Here is a 23,224-nt window from a genome sequence, read left to right as displayed (position 1 = left end):
TGGGAAATCATTCCATGGGAGTTGATGCTGGCATGGATAGCAGTCATTTGCGTGAAGCGTCAACGCTTTACAGGTTGCGTTCTGCTGTCAGACACTTTTTCTGCAAATGAAATTTTGGTCAAGTGAAAATGCGATTCGACTATCAATGCAGGACATTGTTTGCAAGCAACTCCGTTTTCGCCTTGCCGGGTGCAGTCGAGGCGTGATGCAGGACGATACGCCAGCCGGCTGGTGTTTTCACATAAACATTGGTGGCAAGTATATGTACATCGCGTTGCGTACCTTCCGGCGTGTACACGGCTTCAATCAGGTTGTGTACCGAGCTCATCAGGTTGTGCGAAGCGTGCAACTGCAACGGCAGTATGTGTACGCCGCCGCGGGAAAAAATCTCTTCCCACGACGCGCGGATCGCTGCATAGCCAATCAGGCGCGTGCCGTCCGGATGGATACAGACGATTTCTTCATCGTCTGCCCACAATGCCATCAGTGCTTCCAGATCGGCGCGACCGATTGCATCGTACAAGGCGATTTCTATATCGTCTGCCGTGCCGAACTGCTTGCGTGCTTTTGGCATGATGATTGATCAGTGGCCGTGTGCGGCTGCACCGGGTTTCAGGCGATAGACAGTACCGCAATACGGGCATTTTGCTTCGCCGCCGTGCGAGAACTCCAGGAAAACGCGTGGATGCGAACTCCAGGCCGGCATGGCCGGGTTGGGGCAGTAGGCTGGCAAATCTTTGCCATCGAGTTCGATTGCGGACGCGCCTTGCGTTGCTTGTGTCATTTGATTCTCCGAATTGCTTGATAAATAATTACTGAATTAAGTTGTTAATGCGCTAAACGCTTGCTGCATGTTGCAAATAGTAAAGTGAAGCGCGGCTATCGTATAGCAAATAATCCGCCCTTCCAAGCTGATGATCATATGATCGTCAGCCAGTGGCTGTATTGCGGTGCACGTCCGGCAACCGCATCGAAAAATACCGTTTGCAGTTTTTCGGTGATGGCTCCGCGCTTGCCTTCACCAATGGCGCGATTATCCAGCTCGCGTACCGGCGTGACTTCTGCTGCCGTTCCGGTAAAAAAGGCCTCGTCGGCGCAATATACTTCATCGCGGGTGATGCGTTTTTCGATGACTTCGATGCCGAGATCGCGTGCAATCGTCAGTACCGAATCGCGGGTGATGCCGTCCAGGCAAGAGGCGAGGTCAGGCGTATAAAGCTTGCCTTTCTTGACGATGAACACGTTTTCGCCTGAGCCTTCCGAGACGTAGCCGTCGGTGTCCAGCAACAAGGCTTCGTCATAGCCGTCGGCCAGCGCTTCCTGATTGGCGAGGATGGAATTGATGTAATAGCCGGAGGCCTTGGCGCGTACCAGCGAGACATTGACGTGGTGACGACTGAACGAAGAGGTTTTGACGCGTATGCCTTTGTTGAGGCCGTCTTCGCCCAGATAAGCACCCCAAGGCCAGGCGGCGACCGCTACATGGATAGTGTTCCCTTTGGCGGAGATGCCGAGTTTTTCATCGCCGATCCATACTAATGGACGCAGATAGCAGCTTTCCAGCTGGTTTTCGCGCACTACCTTCAGTTGCGCCTGTGCGATGGCTTCCTGATGGAAGGGTATGTTCATCTGAAAGATCTTGGCAGAATTAAACAGGCGTTCGGTATGTTCGCGCAGGCGGAAGATCGCCGTGCCTTGGTCTGTTTTATAGGCACGCACGCCTTCGAACACGGCCATGCCGTAATGCAGCGAGTGCGTCAGGATGTGTATGCTCGCATCGCGCCAATCTATGAGTTGGCCGTCTTTCCAAATTTTGCCGTCGCGATCAGACATCGACATTGGCAACCCCAGTCGTTTTGCAAGAGCTCGATTTTAACGGATTACAGCAGGAAAAAAGAGGTCGCAAAGCTAGCGCAGGGGCCCGCAAATGGGTTTGGTTATTTGGATGCTGGTTCATTTCCATGCCTTCAATTTTCTGCCGAGTGACTGCAAAATGATAATTAAAAGATAATTTATTATATTAAAAATGAATCTATTTGCTGAATAGCCTTCTAACTGACGACTTTGCAATTGGCTTCATTCGATGAAACAGCCGGCAATTTCTCCTCTTTCCACCTTTTCCGCATAGAACATTGGCATGAAACCAAGGTTTTTGCGCCTTCCGGTGCGGTAAAATAGCGGTCTTTCGTCAAACCCACTAACGAATAACTCCATGCAATTCAAAAGATTGAGCGATTTGATCGCGCGTAATGAACTGACGGGCAAGCGCGTATTTATCCGTGCCGATCTCAACGTACCGCAAGACAGCCAAGGCAATATCAGCGAAGACACGCGCATACGCGCTTCGGTGCCAGCGATTCAACAAGCACTGAAAGCAGGCGCAGCCGTAATGGTAACGTCGCATCTTGGCCGTCCGATCGAAGGCGAATTCAAGCCGGAAGATACACTTGCACCGATTGCACAGCGTTTGAGCGAATTGCTCGGCCAGCCGGTTGAATTAAAACAAAACTGGGTCGATGGGGTTGAAGTCGCAACAGGCCAAGTGGTTCTGCTGGAAAACTGCCGCGTCAACAAGGGTGAGAAAAAAAATGACGATGCACTCGCCCGCAAAATTGCCGCGCTATGCGATGTCTATGTGAACGATGCGTTCGGCACGGCGCATCGCGCTGAAGCAACGACGCATGGCATCGCCAAATATGCGCCTGTCGCTTGCGCCGGTCCTTTGCTGGCGGCAGAGCTGGATGCCCTGGGCAAGGCCTTGCACCAACCGGCCAGCCCATTGGTGGCGATAGTCGCCGGCTCCAAGGTATCGACCAAGCTGACCATTTTGAAAACGCTGGCTGACAAGGTTGATAACCTGATTGTCGGTGGCGGTATCGCTAATACTTTCATGCTGGCTGCTGGGTTGAAAATCGGTAAATCGCTGGCGGAAGCCGACCTGGTCGGTGACGCCAAAGTCATCATCGACATGATGGCCAAGCGCGGTGCATCGGTCCCGATTCCCGTCGATGTAGTGTGCGCCAAAGAGTTTTCGCCAACGGCCGCAGCGACCGTCAAGGATGTGAAAGATGTGGCTGACGACGACATGATTCTGGATATAGGACCGAAGACTGCCGAAATCTTGGCACAACAAATTGCGCATGCCGGCACGATTGTCTGGAACGGTCCGGTCGGCGTGTTCGAGTTCGATCAATTTGCCAACGGTACCAAAACCCTGGCACGCGCGATTGCAGAATCCAAAGGTTTTTCAGTTGCCGGCGGTGGCGATACGCTGGCGGCGATTGCCAAGTACGATATTGCCGACAAGATCGGTTACATCTCTACCGGCGGCGGCGCTTTCCTGGAATTTTTGGAAGGTAAAACCTTGCCTGCGGTCGAGATTCTGGAACAGCGCGCCAGCATTTAATTTGCAAAAATAATGTGTATGCATGTAATGATTTACGCGCCTGCTGATGCACAAAAACGTAGTACGGATGTTTGAAGTTTTAGAAAACTAATTTGTTGTGATGATGAACGTGTCGCTGCGGATCAAGCGCGTGGCATCAAGACATCATCTGTTCGGCAAACCTTAATTTACTGTTTTGGAGAATTACCATGCCACTCGTATCCATGCGTCAATTGCTCGACCACGCAGCCGAAAACGGCTACGGCCTGCCTGCGTTCAACGTCAACAACCTGGAACAGGTGACGGCCATTATGGAAGCCGCCGATGAAGTCGGCTCGCCGGTGATCATGCAAGCTTCTGCTGGCGCACGCAAATATGCGGGCGAACCGTTTTTGCGTCACTTGATTGAAGCGGCGATTGAAGCCTATCCGCACATCCCGGTTGTCATGCATCAGGATCACGGACAGACACCGGCAGTCTGCATGGCGGCGATACGCTCCGGTTTTTCCTCAGTGATGATGGACGGCTCCTTGAATGCAGACGGCAAGTCGGTTGCCAGCTATGAATACAATGTTGAAGTGTCGCGCAAGGTAGTCGAGTTTTCGCACGCAATCGGCGTTACGGTAGAAGCAGAGCTGGGTGTGCTGGGTTCGCTGGAAACCATGATGGGCGACAAGGAAGACGGTCACGGTGCCGATGGCAAAATGACGCGCGAACAATTGCTGACCGACGTTGAGCAGGCTGCCGACTTCGTCAAGCAAACTCAATGTGATGCATTGGCAATTGCCATCGGCACTTCGCATGGCGCATACAAATTTACGAAAAAGCCGACAGGCGATATCCTCGCGATAGAACGCATACGCGAAATCCATGTGCGTATTCCAAACACGCATCTGGTGATGCACGGTTCGTCATCGGTACCACAGGAATTGCTCGCGGAAATCCGCGAATTCGGCGGCGATATGAAAGAGACCTACGGCGTGCCGGTGGAAGAAATTCAAATCGGCATCAAGAACGGTGTGCGCAAGATCAACATCGATACCGATATCCGTTTGGCGATGACAGGCGCGATCCGTCGCTACCTGATCGAGAATCCGACGAAGTTCGATCCGCGCGATTACCTGAAACCGGCAAAAGAAGCGGCGAAACAGGTCTGCAAGGCGCGCTTCCTTGCTTTCGGTTGCGAAGGCCAGGCTGCAAAAATCAAACCGCTGTCGCTCGATAAAATGGCAGAAAAATATAAAGCCGGCGAATTGTCGCAAATCGTTCAGTAACCGTTCGATTAACAGCAGATCGCTCGGTGAGCACAGTGCCATGAGTGATCTGCAACACAGATTTAGCAAGCCTATTCAGTAGTGCAACCACGTATCGGCGATTCTCGGAATCGCCGTTTCAGATTTATGGAAACGTCATGACCAGTTTGTATCAGTCCAGCATCACTTCATTGCCTTTACTCGGACGCGGCAAGGTTCGCGAAAACTACGCCGTCGGCGATGACAAGATTTTGATTGTCACCAGCGACCGTTTGTCGGCATTCGACGTCGTGATGAATCAACCGATACCGGACAAGGGACAAGTGCTGAACCAGATGTCTGACTTCTGGTTTGAAAAACTGAAGGACATCGTGCCGAATCATCTGACCGGCATCGCACCGGAATCAGTGGTTGCGCCAGACGAAGTGTCGCAGGTCAAGAACCGCGCTGTTGTCGCCAAACGCCTGCAACCGATCTTGGTCGAAGCCGTGGTGCGTGGTTATCTGATCGGTTCCGGCTGGAACGATTACAAGAAAACCGGCGCAGTCTGCGGTGTGCAATTGCCGGCCGGTTTGAAGCAGGCAGAGAAACTGGCGGAACCGATTTTTACGCCAGCCGCCAAAGCTGATCTGGGTGAGCATGACGAGAACATCACCTTTGCCGACATGGAGCAGCGCATCGGCAAGGAACTGGCGAACAAGATTCGCGACGTCAGCATTCAGCTGTACAAGACGGCCGCGGATTATGCTGCGACACGCGGCATTATCATTGCCGATACCAAGTTTGAGTTCGGTCTGGATAAAGATGGCGTGCTGCATTTGATGGATGAAGTACTGACTGCTGATTCGTCGCGCTTCTGGCCTGCTGATTCCTACGCGACCGGTATTTCGCCACCGTCGTTCGACAAGCAGTTTGTACGCGATTATCTGGAAACGCTGACCGACTGGAACAAGACCGCACCGGCTCCTACCTTGCCGGATGATGTCATCGAAAAAACCGGCGCGAAGTACCGTGAAGCGTTGACCCGTTTGACTGGCGAAGACCTGAAAGGCTGATATGACAAACGAAGCATCGAGCCAGCCTGTTATTGGCGTCGTAATGGGTTCTTCGTCCGACTGGGATGTGATGCAGCACGCGGTCGCGATGCTGAAAGAGTTTGGTATTGCACATGAAGCGCAAGTGATTTCTGCGCATCGGATGCCGGATCAAATGTTTGCCTATGCAGAGTCGGCGCGCGCGCGTGGCTTGCGTGCGATCATCGCCGGTGCCGGCGGTGCCGCCCACTTGCCTGGCATGCTGGCAGCAAAAACCATCGTGCCGGTTTTGGGCGTGCCTGTTCCTTCCAAATATTTGCGCGGTGAAGATTCATTGCTGTCCATCGTGCAGATGCCGAAGGGGATTCCCGTATCAACCTTCGCGATCGGCGAGGCAGGCGCGGCGAATGCGGCGCTGGCTGCAATAGCAATGCTTGCTACTACCGATGACAAGCTTGCCGCTAGCCTGCAAGAATTCCGCGCCAAGCAAACAAAAATCGCTTTAGAAATGATCTTGCCGAAATGACGAAAAAATTATCACCTTTGAATCCATCCGCTGCACCGGCCACCTGGCTGGGCGTGATGGGCGGCGGACAGCTGGGACGCATGTTTGCACATGCTGCGCAACAAATGGGCTTCAAGGTGGCAGTGCTGGAGCCGGCACTGGACTGTCCTGCGAGCCACGCTGCCGATCAGTTGATTAGCGCTGACTATACGGATGCCGATGCGTTGATCAAGCTGGCGGCGCAATGTGCGGCAGTGACCACCGAATTTGAAAACGTCTCAGCCAAGAGCCTCGCGTTTTTGGCTGAGCGCACGTTCGTCGCGCCGTCATCGTCGTGTGTTTCCATTGCACAGGACCGGATGGCAGAGAAGCGTTTTTTCATCGAGTGCGCGGCCACTTCCGGCGTGTTCCCTGCGTCGCATAAAGAAATTAATTCTGATGCTGACGTGGATGCCGTGCCTGACGATTTACTGCCAGGAATATTGAAAACCGTGCGCATGGGTTATGACGGCAAAGGCCAGGTTCGCGTGAAGACGCGCGCCGAATTGCACGATGCCTATGCCGGCATGAATGGCGTCGCCTGCGTGCTGGAAAAAATGCTGCCGCTGGCTTATGAAATTTCCGTACTGGCAGCGCGTGGTGCCGACGGCAAGGCGGTGGTTTATCCGATTGCGGAAAACGTGCATAGAGACGGCATCCTGTTCACCACGACGGTACCGGGTCCCCACATCACCACAGCCTCTGCAGAAAAAGCGCAGGCGGCAACGCTGGCCGTGATTGAACAGCTCGGTTATGTCGGCGTCTTGTGCATAGAATTTTTTGTACTCACCGATGGCTCACTGGTTGTCAATGAGATGGCACCGCGTCCGCATAACAGTGGTCACTACACGATCGATGCATGCGTCACCAGCCAGTTTGCGCAACAGGCACGGGCCATGGCGCGCTTGCCTTTGGGTGATGTGCGTCAGCATTCGCCGGCAGCCATGCTGAATATTTTGGGTGACATCTGGTTTGAAGGAAAATCGGATGAGGCGCGTGAGCCGGCATGGGACAAAGTGTTGGCGCTGCCTGGTGCAAATCTGCACTTGTACGGCAAAGATACCGCACGCCGTGCACGCAAGATGGGTCACATTACTTTCATCGCGCCGACACTGGAAGAAGCGCAAGCCAATCTGCACAAAGCCTGTGTGATTCTCGGCATCGAACCTTGATCGTCGATAGTGTTGAATAAGCAAGCGATGCCTGAATCACTGGATTTGCCTGCAATCCAAGATGCCGCGCGCCGCCTGGAGCGTGGCGAACTGGTCGCCTTTCCTACCGAGACCGTCTATGGCCTCGGTGCGGATGCCGAAAATCCAATGGCAGTTGCCAAGATTTATCAAGCCAAAGGCCGTCCTTCCAATCATCCGGTCATTGTGCACCTGGCACCGGAAGCCGACCTTGCTTATTGGGCGCAATCTGTTTCGCCTGATGCACGTAAATTGATTGCCGCCTTCTGGCCAGGCCCGCTGACCTTGATCGTCAAGCGGGCCGAACATATTCCCGATACGGTTGCCGGCGGTCAGGATTCCATCGGGCTGCGTTGTCCTTCACATCCGGTCGCACAAGCCTTGCTGCGCGCGTTCAAGAATGGCCAGGGTGGTGTAGCTGCGCCCTCTGCCAACAAGTTTGGCCAGGTCAGTCCTACCACTGCGCAGCATGTCCATGATGAATTTGCAGATGATCAGGGCACGCTGCTGACCTGCATACTCGACGGCGGCCAAAGCGAAGTCGGTATTGAGTCGACGATCGTCGACGTATCGCGCGGCCATGCCGTCTTGCTGCGGCCGGGTCATATCACGGCAGCTCAAATCGCGGATGTATTGGGCAGCTGGCCCGCCTTGCCGGATCACACCGCACCACGCGCTTCCGGCACCCTGGAATCGCATTACGCGCCGCGTACACCGGTGGTCTTGGTCGATAGCGTACAGTTGAGCGACATGCTGCAAAAATTGGATGCCCGTGGTCGTCGCGTCGCATTGATGGAATACGATGCAGAAGTGCATACGCCGGTTTTTGCGCGCATTGCGCTGCCAGAGAATCCTGCCGGTTACGCGTATGCGCTGTATGCTGCCTTGCGCGCGATGGATAACGCGAATGCTGATGTCATTGTGGTGCAGACACCGCCTGTGGAAGACGCGTGGAACGGCATCAATGACAGATTGCGCCGGGCCGCGCATGATTCATCCGGTATTTTGTCGCGCCTGCTGCAGGATTAATATCCCGTTATTTGCCGCGCTTGCGTTCGCTGTGCCAGTTTGACACGCTGGAATCCTGATCTTATTCAGACAATAAGCGACCACCGTGAAAGACCAATGGTTCTTTGGGCGACACATCGCAACACTCGACTTCTCCCACAAAAATGACGTGATCGCCTTCCGGATAACGGCTGCGATTATGGCATTCAAACCATGCTGCGACGCCTGAAATGATCGGCAAACCAGTAGGTGACAATTTGAAATCCACACCTTCAAAACGATTCTTGCTTGGGCGCGCAAACTGATGGGCGAGAGCGGCCTGATCGGCTGCCAGAATATTAATGACGTAGTGCGAATTGTTTGTGAAGACGGGCATGCTGTTCGCAGTCTGCGCGAGACTCCACAAGACCAGCGGTGGGTTGAGCGAAACGGAATTGAATGAACTCGCAGTCAAGCCGAGAAAGCTGTTGTCGGGCAAACGTGTGGTGATAATGGTCACTCCCGTCGCGAATTGAGACAGCGCATCGCGAAAATGGCGTGCATCAACAACGGGTACGGTATTGCGTGAAGGAGTGATAGACATCGATGATCCAGGAAATTTCATTCATTATGCCGAAAAAATTAACTCCCATGGTTAAACGCTGCATGGTGCATGCGGTTTTTCCGTAGAATTCAGGTTGCGGAGAAATTTACACATGAATCTTTTCACCATCTTGCGTCAACATGTTGCGACCCAGCCGAATGCGATTGCATCTCGCTCGAGTCGGCGTGTAGTCACCTACAGAAAATTCTGGTCGCGTATCGAACGGGCCACTGCACGTCTGAAAAGCGAATGGCATGTGAAGGCGGGCGATACGGTTGTGTACTGGGGCCAGGGGCATCAGGATGCATTGATGTTCTATATCGCAGTGGCACGCTGCGGTGCGAAGCTGTTGCCGCTGGAGCACGCACCCTTGCATCTGGAAAGTCTCGCCATACTCAAGAACATACCGGCGGTGCTGTTGCTGCACGATGACGAGACGATATTCGAAGTGCCGCCTGCGGCGCCTGTCATCGCGAACCTGTCGTCGCTGATTGCGACCCGCTGCCACCATACGCCAAGCGTGATTGAGGATTTTACGCAGCCCAGCCTGATCTCTTTGCTCGTTCTGGAAAACGGTGGTTTGCGAGTGGAGGAGCAAAGCTTGCAGCAACTGATGGAAAGCTCAACCGCTCGCTTGCAGTCGAATGCGGCGCAGGAATTCAGGATTGCGGAAGCCCTGTTTGATGCCGATATTTTTGCACCGCAGGTATTGCCGGTGCTGGTCAATGGCGGCACCATTATTTTTCGCTGAACCTGATTCGCAGCCTGTATCTCAGCGGCCCACACTGTTGTTGACGCGGCAATTGCCCTCCGATTTCTATGCACATTGATCGCTTTGCGCTACAGTCATGACATCTGGTAGCGCTATTTGACGACATTATTCAATCACGGAGCAAATGTATGGCAACGGAAATCGCAACTCTTGGTGGCGGCTGTTTTTGGTGTACTGAGGCTGTTTACCAACAGCTTAAAGGCGTCATCGCCGTTGAATCCGGTTACACCGGTGGCCAGATTCCAAATCCAAGTTATGAACAGATTTGCGAAGGCACGACCGGTCATGCTGAAGTGGTGCGCCTGACGTTCGACCCGACCGTTGTCAGTTATCGTGAAATCCTTGAAGTGTTTTTCACGATCCATGATCCCACCACCCTGAATCGTCAGGGCAACGATGTAGGTACGCAATATCGCTCGGTGATCTATTACCACACGCCGCAACAGCAAGAAACGGCCAGGCATGTTATTTCGGAAATGGCGAATGTGTGGGATGCGCCCATCGTGACTGAACTCAGCCAGGTGGAAACCTATTACAAGGCCGAGGCATATCATCAGAATTATTTCCGGCAAAATCCGATGCAGGGTTATTGCGCGTTTATCGTTGCGCCCAAGGTGTCCAAGTTCCGGCAAACCTTTCGCGACAAACTCAAGACCGATCTTTCCTGAAGTGGCGTCTTGCGATGGATGTTTTGATGCTGGATACACCATGACGGAGGTGTTATGCATATCGAAGAATCGGTCAAACTGGATTTCAAGGATGTGTTGATACGCCCGAAGCGCTCGACGCTGACTTCGCGGCTTGGCGTTGATATCCGGCGCGAATTCATTTTCCATCATTCCCGCAAAACCTATCACGGCATTCCCATCATCGCTTCCAATATGGACAGCACCGGCACCATGGAAATGGCGCATGCGCTCGCTGTGCATCAGCTATCGGTTGCCTTGCACAAGCATTATTCAATTGATGAACTGGAAGGGTTTTTTCTGTCGCTGAAGAATGGTGATACAGCTCCGTCCAGTGCGTTTTATTCGATGGGCATCAGTACATCCGATTACGAGAAATTCACCTCGGTGATGGCCCGCCTGAACGGTGCCATCGACTATGTCTGTATCGATGTCGCCAACGGTTACACCGAAGGTTTCATCAATTTCGTCAAGAAAGTACGCAAGGCATTTCCGCATTTGACCATCATGGCCGGCAATGTCGTGACCGGCGATATCACCGAAGAATTGATACTGGCGGGTGCCGATATCGTCAAGGTAGGTATAGGCCCGGGGTCGGTCTGCACCACGCGCAAGATGACCGGTGTCGGTTATCCCCAATTATCCGCCGTGATTGAATGTGCCGATGCTGCGCATGGGCTGGGTGGGCAGATCTGCGCCGATGGCGGCTGCGCGGTACCGGGCGATCTGGCCAAGGCCTTCGGTGGCGGTGCCGACTTCGTCATGCTGGGCGGTATGCTGGCCGGCCATGATGAATGCGCCGGCGATGTGGTGGAGCGCGATGGCAATAAATTCAAACGTTTTTACGGCATGAGCAGTCGCGCCGCGATGGAGAAGTACGCCGGCGGGGTGGCAGAATATCGCGCCGCAGAAGGCAAGGAAGTGTTGGTTGAATATCGCGGCCCGGTTGCCAATACCTTGCAGGATATTCTTGGCGGCGTGCGATCCGCATGTACCTATGTCGGTGCGCACAAGCTGAAGGAATTAACGAAGCGCACTACCTTTGTACGCGTGACACAACAATTGAATGAAGTCTTCGGCAAGTCCTGAAGCGGCCAATCGCTGAGGGCTCAGCCGGCGGGATTATGCCGATTGGTCATGATTCACTGCGCTTGCTGTACCGGTTTCTGAATCTGCATCTACATGTACATTTGCTTCGGCCGCCAGCTTGCGCAATACGTGTGCGGCGGCGACCAAGCCAAATGATGCCGTCACTACCATCGCCGAGCCGAAGCCGGCGCAATTGAGTCCGGTAATCCCTGCCGCTTCATCACCATCAACCGCGCACACTTCCAGGCTTTCCGGGAAGCGTAACGGCTCGGTAGAAAACACAGCATCGATACCGAACTTGTTTTTTGTCCCGCGCGGAAAACCATGTTCGGCACGCAAGCGCTTGCGGACTTTCGCCAGCAGCGGTTCCTGTTCGGTGCGGCACAGATCCAGTACTTCAATTCGGGTCGGGTCGATTTGTCCACCCGCGCTGCCTATGGTCACGAGTTTCAAACCATGCTTGCGACAATAGGCAATCAGCGCAGTTTTGGCACGGACATTGTCGATGGCATCGATGATGTAATCGTAGTTGCGCGTGCCTATCATTTCGTCCAGATTGTCTGCCGTCAGAAAATCCTCGATTTCGGTCACGATGCAATACGGATTGATTTGTGCGATGCGCTCGGCCAATGCGGTCACCTTGGCTTTTCCCAGGGTATCGGTGAGTGCGTGAATTTGGCGGTTGACGTTGGACTCTGCGAGGTTGTCCAGATCGATCATGGTGATGCGTCCGATCGCACTGCGTGCCAGCGCTTCCACCACCCAGGAGCCGACGCCGCCGACCCCAACCACGCACACATGCGCCGCGCGAAAACGAGTCAGGCCGGACTGTCCGTAGAGACGGGCAATGCCGCCAAAGCGGCGGTCAAAATCGATCTCTTGATCAGGAGATGAATGATCAGGAGATGAAGTCAGGGAAGCAGAAGGAGAAGTCATGTCGCCATTTTAACGGACGCGGAGGATAAAGCTCTGCTGTACTGATTTTCTTTTATTGAAAAGTACTGTGGTTGCCGCATTGCGGTTATCACATTGCCAAATTATTTACGGTATTCTTCAGATAGATTGAGATGGATCAATTCTGGCGTGTAACGCTCCATTTACTCTGCGGATGACAATTAGATGGAAGGGGCGTGCAATATAGCGTGTCGCGCATGTCGAAGTGAATCCGTATGGTTCAGGTCGTATATGTTGACACTGCCTGAACACAGCTAACGAAATAACGCACCATCAATGTAGAGATAGAAAGAGAATTCATGTCGATTGCAGATATTCGCACTGATTACACACAAGCTGACTTGTCCGAGACCGATACTGATGCCGATCCTATCGTGCAATTTTCGAAATGGTTTGCTGAGGCACTGCGTGCTGAAGTGCCGGAACCGAATGCGATGGGCGTATCGACCGTCGGCGAAAATGGCCGGCCTTCATCCCGCATTTTGCTGATCAAGGATTTCGATCAACGCGGGTTCACATGGTTTACCAATTACGAAAGTCGCAAGGGTCTGGAGCTGGATAAAAATCCGTATGCAGCCTTGTTGTTCCATTGGATTGCACTGGAACGCGAGGTCCGTATTGAAGGTCGCGTCGAGAAAGTGTCGGCGGAAGAAAGCGAGCAATATTTTCAGAGTCGTCCGATCAAGAGTCGCTTGAGTGCAATCGCTTCGGCGCAGAGCACCCTGATCGCAGATCGCCCGGCTCTCGAGGCACAGTATGCGCAGGCTGAGGCGCAATATGGCGAAACCACACCGCGTCCCCAGCATTGGGGCGGTTATCGTCTGAAACCGGAGTACATCGAGTTTTGGCAGGGGCGCAGGTCACGTTTGCATGACCGTATCGCCTATACGCTGGAAAAAGACGGGCAGTGGAAGCGGCAGCGCTTGCAACCCTGAGTGGACATTCTCGTCAGCGACATCGCGTGATGCGTATGCGCCGACGAGAGCAGTAAAACGTTACTGCAAAAACTACAGTGATGCAGGTTTCTCGCTGCAGTCCGCTTGTGGCGGAATGATGCCCCACTCGATCACGACTCTTGGGCCATCAGCCTTCTTGGTCCATGCAATGTCCAGTATGCCGTGTTGGGTGCTTTGCGCCATCAGGGCGATCACTTCATTATCGATTTCAGGCGGGTTGTCCTTGCTGCGGTTGATCGCAACCAGCATCCCGCATTTATCCGCCTGTTCTTCATTTACCCACGGCGATTTGGTGTAATCGCCATCGATCAAGACTTGCACCTGAGGACCGATATGGGTGGCGATATTGCCGCCCAACCATGTATCGGATGCCACCAGCTTGAGCGGCGTGTGCATATTGGCTTGCCATGCTGCATGCACTTGGCGGGATACTTCTGCGCCCGGGAAGGTGGCGCGGCTAGGACGTCCCGCTTTATCTGCCAGCGGACCGCGTGCCAGGCCGTAGCCGGCTGCGCCCAGAATCTGCATCAGCACGATGACGATTACCGTCTTGCGCAAAAGAGCGACATCGTCGCCACTACGCAAAAGCCAGAACGAGAAAAAGCCGAACAGGATGAAAAAAGTGGTGGCCCAGTGGGCTGCCAGCGGGATCTTCATCGCTCCCGCAATCAGCATCGTCAGCACCAGCGGCGCGATGCCGATCACCAGCAGGAAGAAACGATCCGATGCTGCCAATTGGCTGGCGATGGTAGGGGGACGCGCAGATTTCGGCGTCAATTTATACTGGCGCGCACTCCATATTGCAACGATGGCCACGGCCAGGATCAGTGCGGCTATGCGTCCCAGATTGGTGATGGAAAAGCTCAGCAAATCCTGCAGCTCAAGCAAATAGCTTGCGAGCGGTACCATTTCGCTGCCCGCATACGCTACCGGACCTGCCGCTTGCTGTTTGAGCCACAGCAAATGCGGTGTCACCATCGCGATCAGTATGACCGTCGATAATCCGATGCCCTTCCAGGTCTGTGCGCGACGCAGATGGCCGGCGCATAACAGGTAAAGCGCGAATGCCGCGAATTGAATCAGCGCGCTGTATTTGGTCAAAAATGCGCATCCGCAAAAGAAGCCGAGCAGGGCCCATGCGCGCATGCTGCCGGTATGCGTGGCGCGATACAGCATCCAGATCGCGCCAGCGACCGACCATAACTGCATCGTATTGTGATTGTTCATCACGCCGCGCACCGTGAAGTACGCAACCACGGAAACCAGCAAGGTGGCGATCAATGCGCGACGTTGCGAGGTCATTTCGCAGCCCAGCTTCCAGACCATCCACAAGGCCAGGATGACGCTCAATTGGCCGGTGAAAAAAGTTAGCCAGACCGGGCGGCCGAAGATGGATACCAATCCGTAAAGTATCCAGGACGGCAGCGGCGGATGTTTGTAATATCCCCATTCCAGCCCGCTGGCCCAGACCAGCTCTTCCATATTGTCCCAGTCGGGCGAGCGATGGCTGATGCCGGTGAAAATGGTCCACAGGGCCAGATGCAGCAAGAGCAGCAGGATCACCAGCGGCGCGATATTGTCTGCGCTCGGCGAAAACAGCCGGACGAACTTATTGGACGAGGAAACTGGCTGGAGTGACTGGGTTGGCATCATCGGTAACAGGTAAGTTATGTGCGTAGAAATCCGGAAACAATTTCAGTTTGGCAATCGCATACAGTGGCGGTGAATTATAATCGTTGGCCATAATGCTCCGCTAAATTTTTTACCCGACAGCCAGCCCGAATTCCTCATGCTTAAAGGCTTGTGCGCTGTCTGGCTGCTTGATCCAGAAAGGTTATTCTCATGGTGACATTGACCGCACTGCCGCAACATCGTCCGGCCGATGCGTTGATTTCCTGCGTGATTCCCGCATACAACGAGGCCGCTCATCTTGCCGCGTTTTTGCAGGATTTGCGGAAAACCCTGGAGACCTTCGCCCCCCGTTACGAAATCATAGTCGTCAACGACGGCAGCAAAGACAATACCAATGAAGTGATGGCGCCTTTGCTGGCAGATGCGGGTTTACGCTACATCAGTTTTTCCAGAAATTTTGGCAAGGAAGCTGCCTTGTCAGCCGGTATCGATGCAGCCAGAGGCGACGCCGTAATCCTGCTGGATGGCGACTACCAGCATCCCTTGGAATTACTGTCTGAAATGGTCAGATTATGGGCCGGCGGCATCGACATGGTGTACGGCGTGATCAGCGACCGCAGCAACGAATCGCGTCTCAAGCGCTGGGGTACCGGGATGTTTTATCATCTGATGGAGTCCGGCGCACCGATCACTATTCCGCGCAATGCTGGCGATTTCCGCTTGATGGACCGCAAGGTGGTCAACGCCTTGCGCCAACTTCCGGAACGCAATCGGTTCATGAAGGGCTTGTATGCGTGGGTCGGGTTCAGCAGCATTGCGCTGCCCTTTGTACCTAACGATCGCGCAACCGGCGTGTCCAGCTTTAGTTATCGCAGTCTGAGCCGGCTGGCATTGGCAGGCGTGACGGCATTCACGACTTTGCCTTTGCGGATATGGAGCGCAGTCGGTGTCGTGATTTCCATTATCGCGATTCTGTATGCATTCTGGATTGCGGGCGAAGCCATCTTCTTTGGCAATGATGTGCCGGGCTGGTCCACTCTTGCCGCAGGCTTGATGTTCTTTTCCGGGATACAGTTGATCTCGATAGGCGTGCTGGGCGAGTATGTGGGGCGCGTGTATGACGAAGTCAAAAAGCGTCCGCTCTATGTCATTGCGCACGATATAGATAATGGAACCTTCGATAAACCAGCGCGCAATGCATCTGCAGACAAAGACACACTTGCGAACACCCATGCGCCTGACTGAGCTGTTGCGGCTGGCGCGTTTCGGCATCGTCGGTCTGAGCGCTGCTGCCGTACATTACTGGGTTGTGATTGCGCTGGTTGAGTTGCTGCATATCGCTCCTTTGCAAGCCAACGTCGGTGGCTTCGTGGCCGCATTCTGGGTCAGTTATTTCGGTCACAGGCACTGGACATTTTCCGATGCGATGGCCACGCATGGCGAAAATAAGCACGCATCTTTCCCGCGATTTTTGCTGGTTGCGCTGCTCGGGTTTGGCATGAATCAATTGATGTTTTACCTGCTGCTGCGATACGCTGGCTGGCCGTATTATCTCGCCTTGGCCGTGGTGGTGTTTACCGTCGCCGCCATGACCTATGTGCTCAGCCGCTTATGGGCATTTCGCCACGCTTCCCATTGATGAAGAATGCCATGACACCGATTGCACTTTGTTCCGATGACTATGCGCAGAACCCGGGTATCGATGCCGGCATACTCGCATTGCTGGCGGCAGGTCGTCTCACGGCAGTCAGCTGTTTCAGCACCTCGCCGCACTGGCAATCTGTATCGGCACCGGCCTTGCGTCCGTATCGCGAACAAGCTGATATCGGTTTGCATTTCAATCTGACCGAAGGTTTTGGCGCAGCGACACCCAGCCTCAATGCCGTGATTTTGCGTAGCCTGTTGCGCCGCATGAATCTGCAAACAGTGGAGCAGCAACTGGAACGTCAGCTCGATGCATTTGAAGAGGGATACGGACAGGCGCCGGATTTTATCGACGGCCATCAGCATGTGCATCAATTTCCCGGTGTGCGCCAGATAGTGTTGAAGGTGATCAAGCGTCGCTATGCCGATCATCCGCTATGGGTACGCAACACCATGCCGGCGAACCCGGCATGGGGCGGCAAGCCGCAAATTCTCAAATATCTGGGCGGCCAGGCGCTGGCCAAAGAATTGACAGCTGCGCGGATCGCCAGCAACGCCGGGTTTGCCGGTGTGTATGGTTTCGATCAGGAAGACTATGCCGCTTGTTTCAAAGTTTGGCTGGATGCGGCGCAACCCGGCATGCTGATCATGTGCCATCCGGCGACCGAGCCTTATCCCCATGACGAGATCGCGCAACAACGCGTGGTCGAATATCGCTTCTTTCAGTCCGAGCAATTCGCCCAGATGCTTGCTGCTGCGCAAGTCAAGCTGTCGCGTCTGTCGCATCCTGTCTCGAATCCCATCTAGCGTCACATTCTTGCAGACAACTAGCCGCTGAATCATCAGCGGTATTTATCAGCGGCTGCATGTCAGCGGCTTCACACAAGCCATTCATATAAGCAATAACTCAGGACCGACCCGATTGCGTCGCAAACGCACGTTTGCCACGGATAAACAGAATATTTCATAGAAAGTTGATATGGCATAAGCAATGCCGTAGTTGTCATTGACACACTGCGCAAGGCTATGAGAAAAGCACTGCTTGTAAGCGGTTGATTACCGAGGACTTATTCAGACCTGAGGCATCACTCCATGCAAGCGACATTCGCAAGTGCATCATCAAAGATTGAGCTGCGCTATGCGCAGATCGACTGCATTGCGCCTCACATCATTTGGGGCGTGCTGGCCACAGTTGCGCTGATGTTGCCAGCCTGTACCTTGCTCGCTCCTGCCTATCAGACTCCGCCTCTTCCTGTGGCAGCGCATTATCCAGGCGATGCCACCCCGGAAGGCGCGCTTGCAGCAACGGTGGGTTGGCGCGATTACTTCACCGATCCGCGCCTGCAAGATTTGATTAGCCGGGCGCTGGACAATAGCCGCGACTTGCGCACTGCGCTGCTGCGTGTGGAAGAAGCGCGCGCGCTGTTTGGCATACAACGTGCGGAGCAATTTCCCACCATGGCAGCGCAGGCAGGCATGGAGCGCGCGCGTGTTCCCGCAGATCTCAGCCTGACGCGCCAGTCGATGCTGGGCAGCCAGTATCAGGTGAGCCTGGGCATGGCGAGTTGGGAAATCGATTTCTGGGGTCGTGTGCGCAACCTGCGCGATGCTGCACTGGAAAATTATCTCGCCAGCGATGAAGCGCACCTTGCCGTTGAATTGGGGCTGATTGCGCAGGTGGCTGACAGCTATCTGACGCTGTGCGAACTGGATGAGCGCATCGCACTGGCGCGCCTGACCATTGCCAGTCGCGAAGAAAGCCTGCGCATCTTCACGCGGCGGCTGGAAGTCGGTTCGACCTCGCGTTTGAACCTGACGCAGGTGCAAACGCTATTGACGCAGGCGCAGGGGCTGGCGGCGCAATTGGAGCAGGCGCGTGCGGTACAGGCCAATGCATTGAATCTGCTGGTTGGCGCGCCCCTGGATCTGTCGGCCAGCGAGCGTCTGGATGAGGGAAAAATGCTGGTGCCGCTGAGGCCGGGTTTGCCTTCGGACTTGTTGCACCGTCGCCCCGATATTGTCGCTGCCGAGCATCAGCTGAGGGCTGCGCATGCGCAGATTGGCGCTGCGCGTGCGGCATTTTTCCCGCGCATTGCACTGACGGCATCTTTCGGTACCGCCAGTGCCGAGCTGGATGGCTTGTTCACTGCCGGCAGTCGCGCCTGGACTTTCGCCCCCAGTATTTCGCTGCCGCTTTTCGATGCCGGCCGCCGTAGCAACAACCTCAGTCTGGCTGAAGCGAGACGAGATATCGCGGTCGCCAATTATGAAAAAACCATACAGGCAGCTTTCCGTGATGTATCGAACGCGCTGGCCGCACGTCAGTGGCTGGCGCAGCAGTTGACCATTGCACAGGCTGCGCTTGCGACACAGGCGGAGCGTGCACGCTTGTCCCAGCTGCGCTACGACAATGGCGCTTCGGCGTATCTGGAAGTGCTGGATGCGCAGCGCGACTTGCTGGTCGCCGAGCAGCAGCTGGTGCAAATACGCCGGGCCTTATTGTCCAGCCAGGTCAACTTGTATGCGGCACTGGGCGGCGGCGTGGTGACTGTAGACGCTGAACCGGTTCATCCTATTCCTTGAGCAGATAATCTGGTCTGGCCATGAATCTTGATTTCAAAAAACCGCTGCTTCCCATCATCATCGTGGCGATGCTATTGGGCGCTGCAGCCTACGCCTGGGTCAATTTACGCGAGACGGGGCCGGGTGCCGGCTTCGTCAGCGGCAATGGGCGCATCGAGGCGACCGAAGTGGATGTAGCGGCCAAACTGGGTGGACGCGTGGCAGAGATACTCGTCAATGAAGGTGATTTTGTGAGTGCCGGTCAGCCCCTCGCACGCATGCAAATAGATACGCTGACCGCCATGTATGACGAAGCGCGCGCAAGTCAGCAGCAAGCGGTAGCGGCGATCGCCAGCGCGGAAGCACTGGTGGCGATGCGCCAGAGTGACAAGCAGGCAACACAGGCCTTGGTAGCGCAACGCCAGAGCGAAGTTGATGCAGCACAGCGTCGTCTGGTACGGTCGCAGACGCTGGCGCAGGAAGGCGCATCCTCGCTGCAGGAACTCGATGACGACCGTGCACGCGAGCGCAGCGTGCAGGCGGCGCTGGTGGCAGCACGCGCACAAGTTGAGGCTGCGCAATCCGCGATCAACGCCGCGCAGACCCAGGTGGCGGGAGCGCGTGCCACCGCTGTTGCAGCGGCAGCGTCGGTAGCGCGCATACAGGCGGACATCAATGACAGTGTATTGACCGCACCCCGTAGCGGTCGCGTGCAATACCGGATTGCAGAAGCAGGTGAAGTGATAGGCGCTGGCGGCAAGGTGCTGAACCTGGTGGATTTGTCGGATGTTTACATGACCTTCTTCGTGCCGGAAACCATCGTTGGCAAGCTGGCGCTGGACAGCGAAGTCCACATCGTGCTCGACGCCGCACCGCAGTATGTGATTCCGGCCAGGCTGTCTTTTGTGGCCAGCACTGCACAATTTACGCCGAAGACGGTGGAAACCGCCAGCGAGCGGCAAAAGCTGATGTTCCGCGTCAGGGCGCAGATAGACCGCGCGCTACTGGAAAAACATTTAAAGCTGGTCAAGACCGGTTTGCCTGGCGTGGCGTGGCTCAAGCTCGACCCCAGGTCGGCATGGCCCCCTGCGCTGGCCATCAAGTTGCCGGAGTGAGCCATGCCTGATGCGGCGCTTCCGGTAATCCGACTGGCTGATATCAGTCTGCAATACGGCAAGACAGTAGCGCTGGCCAGCATCAGCCTGGATATCCCGGCGCAATGCATGGTGGGACTGATAGGTCCGGATGGTGTCGGCAAGTCCAGCTTGCTGGCATTGGTGGCTGGCGCACGCAAAATGCAGCAGGGCAGCGCCGACGTATTAGGCGGTGACATGCGCAGCAAGCGGCATCGCGATGCAGTGTGTCCACGGATTGCCTATATGCCGCAGGGCTTGGGCAGGAATTTGTATCCGACCTTGTCGGTCGAGGAAAACCTGCAGTTTTTTGCGCGCCTGTTCGGCCACGATGCTGCCGAGCGTCGTCGTCGCATCGACAGTCTGACGCGCAGCACCGGCCTGTTTCCCTTCCTCACACGTTCGGTCGGCAAGCTTTCCGGCGGCATGAAACAGAAACTGGGTTTGTGCTGTGCGCTGATCCATGATCCCGACTTGCTGATACTCGATGAGCCGACTACCGGCGTCGATCCGCTGGCACGGGCCCAGTTCTGGAACTTGATCGCGGGCATACGCCAGGAGCGCCCGCAGATCAGCGTGATCGTGGCGACCGCTTACATGGATGAGGCGCAAGGTTTCGACTGGCTGGTGGCTATGGATGGGGGGCGGGTGCTGGCTACCGGCGCACCGCAGGACTTGCTGGCGCAGACCGGCAGCGCCAATCTGGAAGCGGCATTCATCGCGCTGTTGCCGGAAGAAAAAAAGCGCGGCCATCAGGCAGTCGAAATCCAGCCGCTGGCATTGGGTGCGGATGCCGAAGTGGCCATCGAGGCGCGTGACTTGACGATGCGCTTTGGCGATTTCACCGCGGTTGATCATGTCAATTTTCGTATTCGGCGCGGTGAGATATTCGGCTTTATCGGTTCCAACGGCTGTGGCAAGACGACCACGATGAAAGTGCTGACCGGCTTGCTGGCGGCAAGCGAGGGCCTGGCCTGGCTGTTCGGGCATGAAGTCGATCCGCATGACATCGCCACACGGCGTCGCGTCGGCTACATGTCGCAATCGTTTTCACTATATTCCGAGCTCAGTGTCATGCAAAACCTGGTGCTGCATGCGCGCCTGTTCAATGTGCCGGAAGCCGAAATTGCAGGGCGGGTACAACAGATGCTGGATCGTTTCGGGCTGGCCGGAGAGTGTGATGCATTGCCGAACAAGCTGCCGCTGGGGATGCGCCAGCGCCTGTCACTGGCCGTGGCAATGGTGCATGGGCCGGAATTGCTGATTCTCGATGAACCGACTTCGGGCGTGGACCCGGTGGCGCGTGATAATTTCTGGCGGCTCTTGATCGCGTTGTCGCGCCGTGATCGCGTGACAATTTTTATTTCTACCCACTTCATGAATGAAGCCGAGCGCTGCGACCGGATTTCGCTCATGCATGCGGGCAAGGTGCTGGTCAGTGATACGCCGGCGCAACTGGTCGCACGATGCCGGGTAGAGACACTGGAGCAGGCGTTCATCGCCTATCTCGAAGAGGCGAGCGGCGTAGCAGCCGCTGCAAATAATCAGGCGACATTGACTGTTAGCGCGGAAACCGGCAACGCGGCGCATAGTGCAGGAGGCAACGCAGCGGGCAGTGCAGAAGACAACGCAGCAGATGAAGTAACTCATGCCGCTCCGGCTTATCTGCGTCGCCATTTGAGCATGGGCCGCGCCCTCAGCTACATGTGGCGCGAGACGCTGGAACTCAGGCGCGATCCCGTACGTGCGACGCTGGCGCTGCTGGGCACGACACTGCTGATGTTTATCATCGGCTACGGCATGAACATGGATGTCGACAACCTGTCGTATGCCGTGCTGGATCAGGATCAAACCACGGTGAGCCAGAATTACACGCTCAATCTCGCCGGCTCGCGCTACTTCATTGAAAAACCACCAGTGCGCAATCATGCAGAACTGGACCGGCGCATGCGCAATGGCGAGTTGTCGCTGGTGCTGGAAATTCCCTCCGGTTTTGCCCGCGACTTGAAGCGTGGCCATGAGGTGCAACTCGCCGCCTGGGTCGATGGCGCTATGCCGGCGCGCGCAGAAACTGTGCGCGGCTATGTGCAAGCGATGCATGCCTTATGGCTGGCCGACATGGCGCAGCATCGGCTCGGTGTGGCGCTGCCGGTGGTCAGCCAGATCGAAACCCGATTCCGCTACAACCCCGATGTCAGAAGCGTGATGGCGATGGTGCCGGCCGTGATCCCCATGTTGCTGATGATGATTCCGGCGATGTTGTCAGCGCTGTCTGTGGTGCGCGAAAAGGAATTGGGTTCCATCATCAATCTGTACGTCACGCCCGTCACCCGTACCGAGTTCCTGCTGGGAAAACAGTTGCCTTATATTGCGCTGGCGATGTTCAATTTCCTGATCCTGACGTTGCTGGCGGTGACTATATTTGGCGTGCCGCTGAAGGGCAGTTTCCTTACGCTGACGCTGGCCGCATTATTGTTCGTGATTTCTTCGACTGGTCTGGGTTTGCTGGCTTCGAGCTTCACCAAGAGCCAGATTTCCGCCATGTTTGTCACGATGATAGGGACGATTCTGCCTTGCGTGCAGTTTGCCGGCTTGCTCAATCCGGTATCGTCTCTTGAGGGCGTCGGTGCGTTTATAGGCCGGATTTATCCAGCCACCCATTTCCTGACGATCAGTCGTGGCGTGTTCGGCAAGGCGCTGGATTTCAGCAGCCTGCAATCTTCGTTTTTGCCGCTTTTCATCGCGGCTCCGGTGATTGTCGCCGCTGCCATCCTGTTGCTCAAGAAGCAGGAGTCCTGA

The 23,224-nt window shown here is 55.3% G+C and carries 23 protein-coding genes; 16 read left to right on the top strand and 7 right to left on the bottom strand.

Going from position 1 to position 23,224, the window contains the following annotated elements:
* Window positions 1-142: 142 nt before the first annotated feature.
* The 3 genes from ACFQO0_RS11400 to ACFQO0_RS11390 all read right to left on the bottom strand — a co-directional run bounded on the left by ACFQO0_RS11400 (window position 143) and on the right by ACFQO0_RS11390 (window position 1,839).
* Window positions 143-574 (bottom strand): YybH family protein, encoded by a 432-nt coding sequence (locus tag ACFQO0_RS11400; RefSeq protein WP_382234694.1) that lies wholly within the window; start codon window positions 572-574, stop codon window positions 143-145.
* A 9-nt stretch (window positions 575-583) separates the two neighbouring features.
* Window positions 584-784, bottom strand: coding sequence for a zinc-finger domain-containing protein (locus ACFQO0_RS11395; RefSeq protein ID WP_382234692.1), 201 nt, complete (start codon window positions 782-784; stop codon window positions 584-586).
* A gap of 134 nt (window positions 785-918) precedes the next feature.
* A complete protein-coding gene (locus ACFQO0_RS11390) occupies window positions 919-1,839 on the bottom strand; it encodes a branched-chain amino acid transaminase (protein ID WP_382234690.1) in 921 nt (306 codons plus the stop codon).
* 373 nt (window positions 1,840-2,212) lie between these two features.
* On the opposite strand from ACFQO0_RS11390, the gene ACFQO0_RS11385 reads away from it, so the two are divergent.
* From ACFQO0_RS11385 to ACFQO0_RS11360, 6 genes are all read left to right on the top strand, one after another.
* Window positions 2,213-3,406 (top strand): phosphoglycerate kinase, encoded by a 1,194-nt coding sequence (locus ACFQO0_RS11385; RefSeq protein ID WP_382234688.1) that lies wholly within the window; start codon window positions 2,213-2,215, stop codon window positions 3,404-3,406.
* A 188-nt stretch (window positions 3,407-3,594) separates the two neighbouring features.
* Window positions 3,595-4,659, top strand: a complete 1,065-nt coding sequence (gene fba / locus ACFQO0_RS11380) for a class II fructose-bisphosphate aldolase (protein WP_382234686.1) — start codon at window positions 3,595-3,597, stop codon at window positions 4,657-4,659.
* Window positions 4,660-4,796: 137 nt separating this feature from the next.
* Entirely contained in the window at window positions 4,797-5,693 is an 897-nt protein-coding gene (locus ACFQO0_RS11375; protein WP_382234684.1) for a phosphoribosylaminoimidazolesuccinocarboxamide synthase, read from the top strand.
* A 1-nt stretch (window position 5,694) separates the two neighbouring features.
* The gene (gene purE / locus ACFQO0_RS11370) at window positions 5,695-6,198 is read left to right on the top strand and encodes a 5-(carboxyamino)imidazole ribonucleotide mutase (RefSeq protein ID WP_382234682.1); all 504 of its coding nucleotides are present in this window, start codon (window positions 5,695-5,697) and stop codon (window positions 6,196-6,198) included.
* On the top strand, window positions 6,195-7,388 hold the full coding sequence (locus tag ACFQO0_RS11365) for a 5-(carboxyamino)imidazole ribonucleotide synthase (RefSeq protein ID WP_382234680.1): 1,194 nt from the start codon (window positions 6,195-6,197) through the stop codon (window positions 7,386-7,388). Before purE ends, ACFQO0_RS11365 begins: the two co-directional genes overlap by 4 nt.
* Before the next feature lie 27 nt (window positions 7,389-7,415).
* Window positions 7,416-8,435 (top strand): L-threonylcarbamoyladenylate synthase, encoded by a 1,020-nt coding sequence (locus ACFQO0_RS11360; protein ID WP_382234678.1) that lies wholly within the window; start codon window positions 7,416-7,418, stop codon window positions 8,433-8,435.
* Between the two features lie 61 nt (window positions 8,436-8,496).
* Here the strand turns inward: ACFQO0_RS11360 and ACFQO0_RS11355 are convergent, their stop codons facing one another.
* Entirely contained in the window at window positions 8,497-8,997 is a 501-nt protein-coding gene (locus ACFQO0_RS11355; protein WP_382234676.1) for a flavin reductase family protein, read from the bottom strand.
* A 112-nt stretch (window positions 8,998-9,109) separates the two neighbouring features.
* Here ACFQO0_RS11355 and ACFQO0_RS11350 point away from each other — a divergent pair, with 112 nt between their 5' ends.
* The 3 genes from ACFQO0_RS11350 (at window position 9,110) to ACFQO0_RS11340 (ending at window position 11,544) form a co-directional block, all read left to right on the top strand.
* Complete coding sequence (locus tag ACFQO0_RS11350) at window positions 9,110-9,748, top strand: AMP-binding protein (protein ID WP_382234674.1); 639 nt, start codon at window positions 9,110-9,112, stop codon at window positions 9,746-9,748.
* A 149-nt stretch (window positions 9,749-9,897) separates the two neighbouring features.
* Entirely contained in the window at window positions 9,898-10,437 is a 540-nt protein-coding gene (gene msrA / locus ACFQO0_RS11345; RefSeq protein ID WP_382234672.1) for a peptide-methionine (S)-S-oxide reductase MsrA, read from the top strand.
* A gap of 54 nt (window positions 10,438-10,491) precedes the next feature.
* On the top strand, window positions 10,492-11,544 hold the full coding sequence (locus tag ACFQO0_RS11340) for a GMP reductase (protein WP_382234670.1): 1,053 nt from the start codon (window positions 10,492-10,494) through the stop codon (window positions 11,542-11,544).
* 33 nt (window positions 11,545-11,577) lie between these two features.
* Here ACFQO0_RS11340 and tcdA read toward each other — a convergent pair whose 3' ends face one another.
* Window positions 11,578-12,480: a tRNA cyclic N6-threonylcarbamoyladenosine(37) synthase TcdA gene (gene tcdA / locus ACFQO0_RS11335; protein WP_382234668.1), complete on the bottom strand. Its 903-nt coding sequence runs from the start codon at window positions 12,478-12,480 to the stop codon at window positions 11,578-11,580.
* Between the two features lie 317 nt (window positions 12,481-12,797).
* Here tcdA and pdxH point away from each other — a divergent pair, with 317 nt between their 5' ends.
* Entirely contained in the window at window positions 12,798-13,433 is a 636-nt protein-coding gene (gene pdxH / locus ACFQO0_RS11330; RefSeq protein WP_382234666.1) for a pyridoxamine 5'-phosphate oxidase, read from the top strand.
* A 72-nt stretch (window positions 13,434-13,505) separates the two neighbouring features.
* Here the strand turns inward: pdxH and ACFQO0_RS11325 are convergent, their stop codons facing one another.
* Both ACFQO0_RS11325 and ACFQO0_RS11320 read right to left on the bottom strand, forming a co-directional pair.
* The gene (locus ACFQO0_RS11325; RefSeq protein WP_382234664.1) at window positions 13,506-15,017 is read right to left on the bottom strand and encodes a glycosyltransferase family 39 protein; all 1,512 of its coding nucleotides are present in this window, start codon (window positions 15,015-15,017) and stop codon (window positions 13,506-13,508) included.
* A gap of 46 nt (window positions 15,018-15,063) precedes the next feature.
* Window positions 15,064-15,198 carry a hypothetical protein gene (locus tag ACFQO0_RS11320; protein ID WP_382234662.1) on the bottom strand — a complete coding sequence of 45 codons (135 nt, stop codon included), beginning with the start codon at window positions 15,196-15,198 and terminating at the stop codon, window positions 15,064-15,066.
* A 98-nt stretch (window positions 15,199-15,296) separates the two neighbouring features.
* Here ACFQO0_RS11320 and ACFQO0_RS11315 point away from each other — a divergent pair, with 98 nt between their 5' ends.
* From ACFQO0_RS11315 to rbbA, 6 genes are all read left to right on the top strand, one after another.
* Window positions 15,297-16,331 carry a glycosyltransferase family 2 protein gene (locus ACFQO0_RS11315; protein ID WP_382234661.1) on the top strand — a complete coding sequence of 345 codons (1,035 nt, stop codon included), beginning with the start codon at window positions 15,297-15,299 and terminating at the stop codon, window positions 16,329-16,331.
* A complete protein-coding gene (locus ACFQO0_RS11310) occupies window positions 16,318-16,725 on the top strand; it encodes a GtrA family protein (protein WP_382234660.1) in 408 nt (135 codons plus the stop codon). Before ACFQO0_RS11315 ends, ACFQO0_RS11310 begins: the two co-directional genes overlap by 14 nt.
* Before the next feature lie 11 nt (window positions 16,726-16,736).
* Window positions 16,737-17,537 (top strand): ChbG/HpnK family deacetylase, encoded by an 801-nt coding sequence (locus tag ACFQO0_RS11305; protein ID WP_382234658.1) that lies wholly within the window; start codon window positions 16,737-16,739, stop codon window positions 17,535-17,537.
* 393 nt (window positions 17,538-17,930) lie between these two features.
* Window positions 17,931-19,313: an efflux transporter outer membrane subunit gene (locus tag ACFQO0_RS11300; RefSeq protein WP_382235092.1), complete on the top strand. Its 1,383-nt coding sequence runs from the start codon at window positions 17,931-17,933 to the stop codon at window positions 19,311-19,313.
* Window positions 19,314-19,333: 20 nt separating this feature from the next.
* Window positions 19,334-20,407 carry an HlyD family secretion protein gene (locus ACFQO0_RS11295; RefSeq protein WP_382234656.1) on the top strand — a complete coding sequence of 358 codons (1,074 nt, stop codon included), beginning with the start codon at window positions 19,334-19,336 and terminating at the stop codon, window positions 20,405-20,407.
* A gap of 3 nt (window positions 20,408-20,410) precedes the next feature.
* On the top strand, window positions 20,411-23,224 hold the full coding sequence (rbbA, locus tag ACFQO0_RS11290) for a ribosome-associated ATPase/putative transporter RbbA (RefSeq protein ID WP_382234654.1): 2,814 nt from the start codon (window positions 20,411-20,413) through the stop codon (window positions 23,222-23,224).

Origin of the sequence: Herminiimonas aquatilis (genome assembly GCF_042665175.1) — a bacterium.
GTDB lineage: Bacteria > Pseudomonadota > Gammaproteobacteria > Burkholderiales > Burkholderiaceae_D > Oxalicibacterium > Oxalicibacterium aquatilis.
This window is presented reverse-complemented; position numbering and strand designations above follow the sequence as displayed.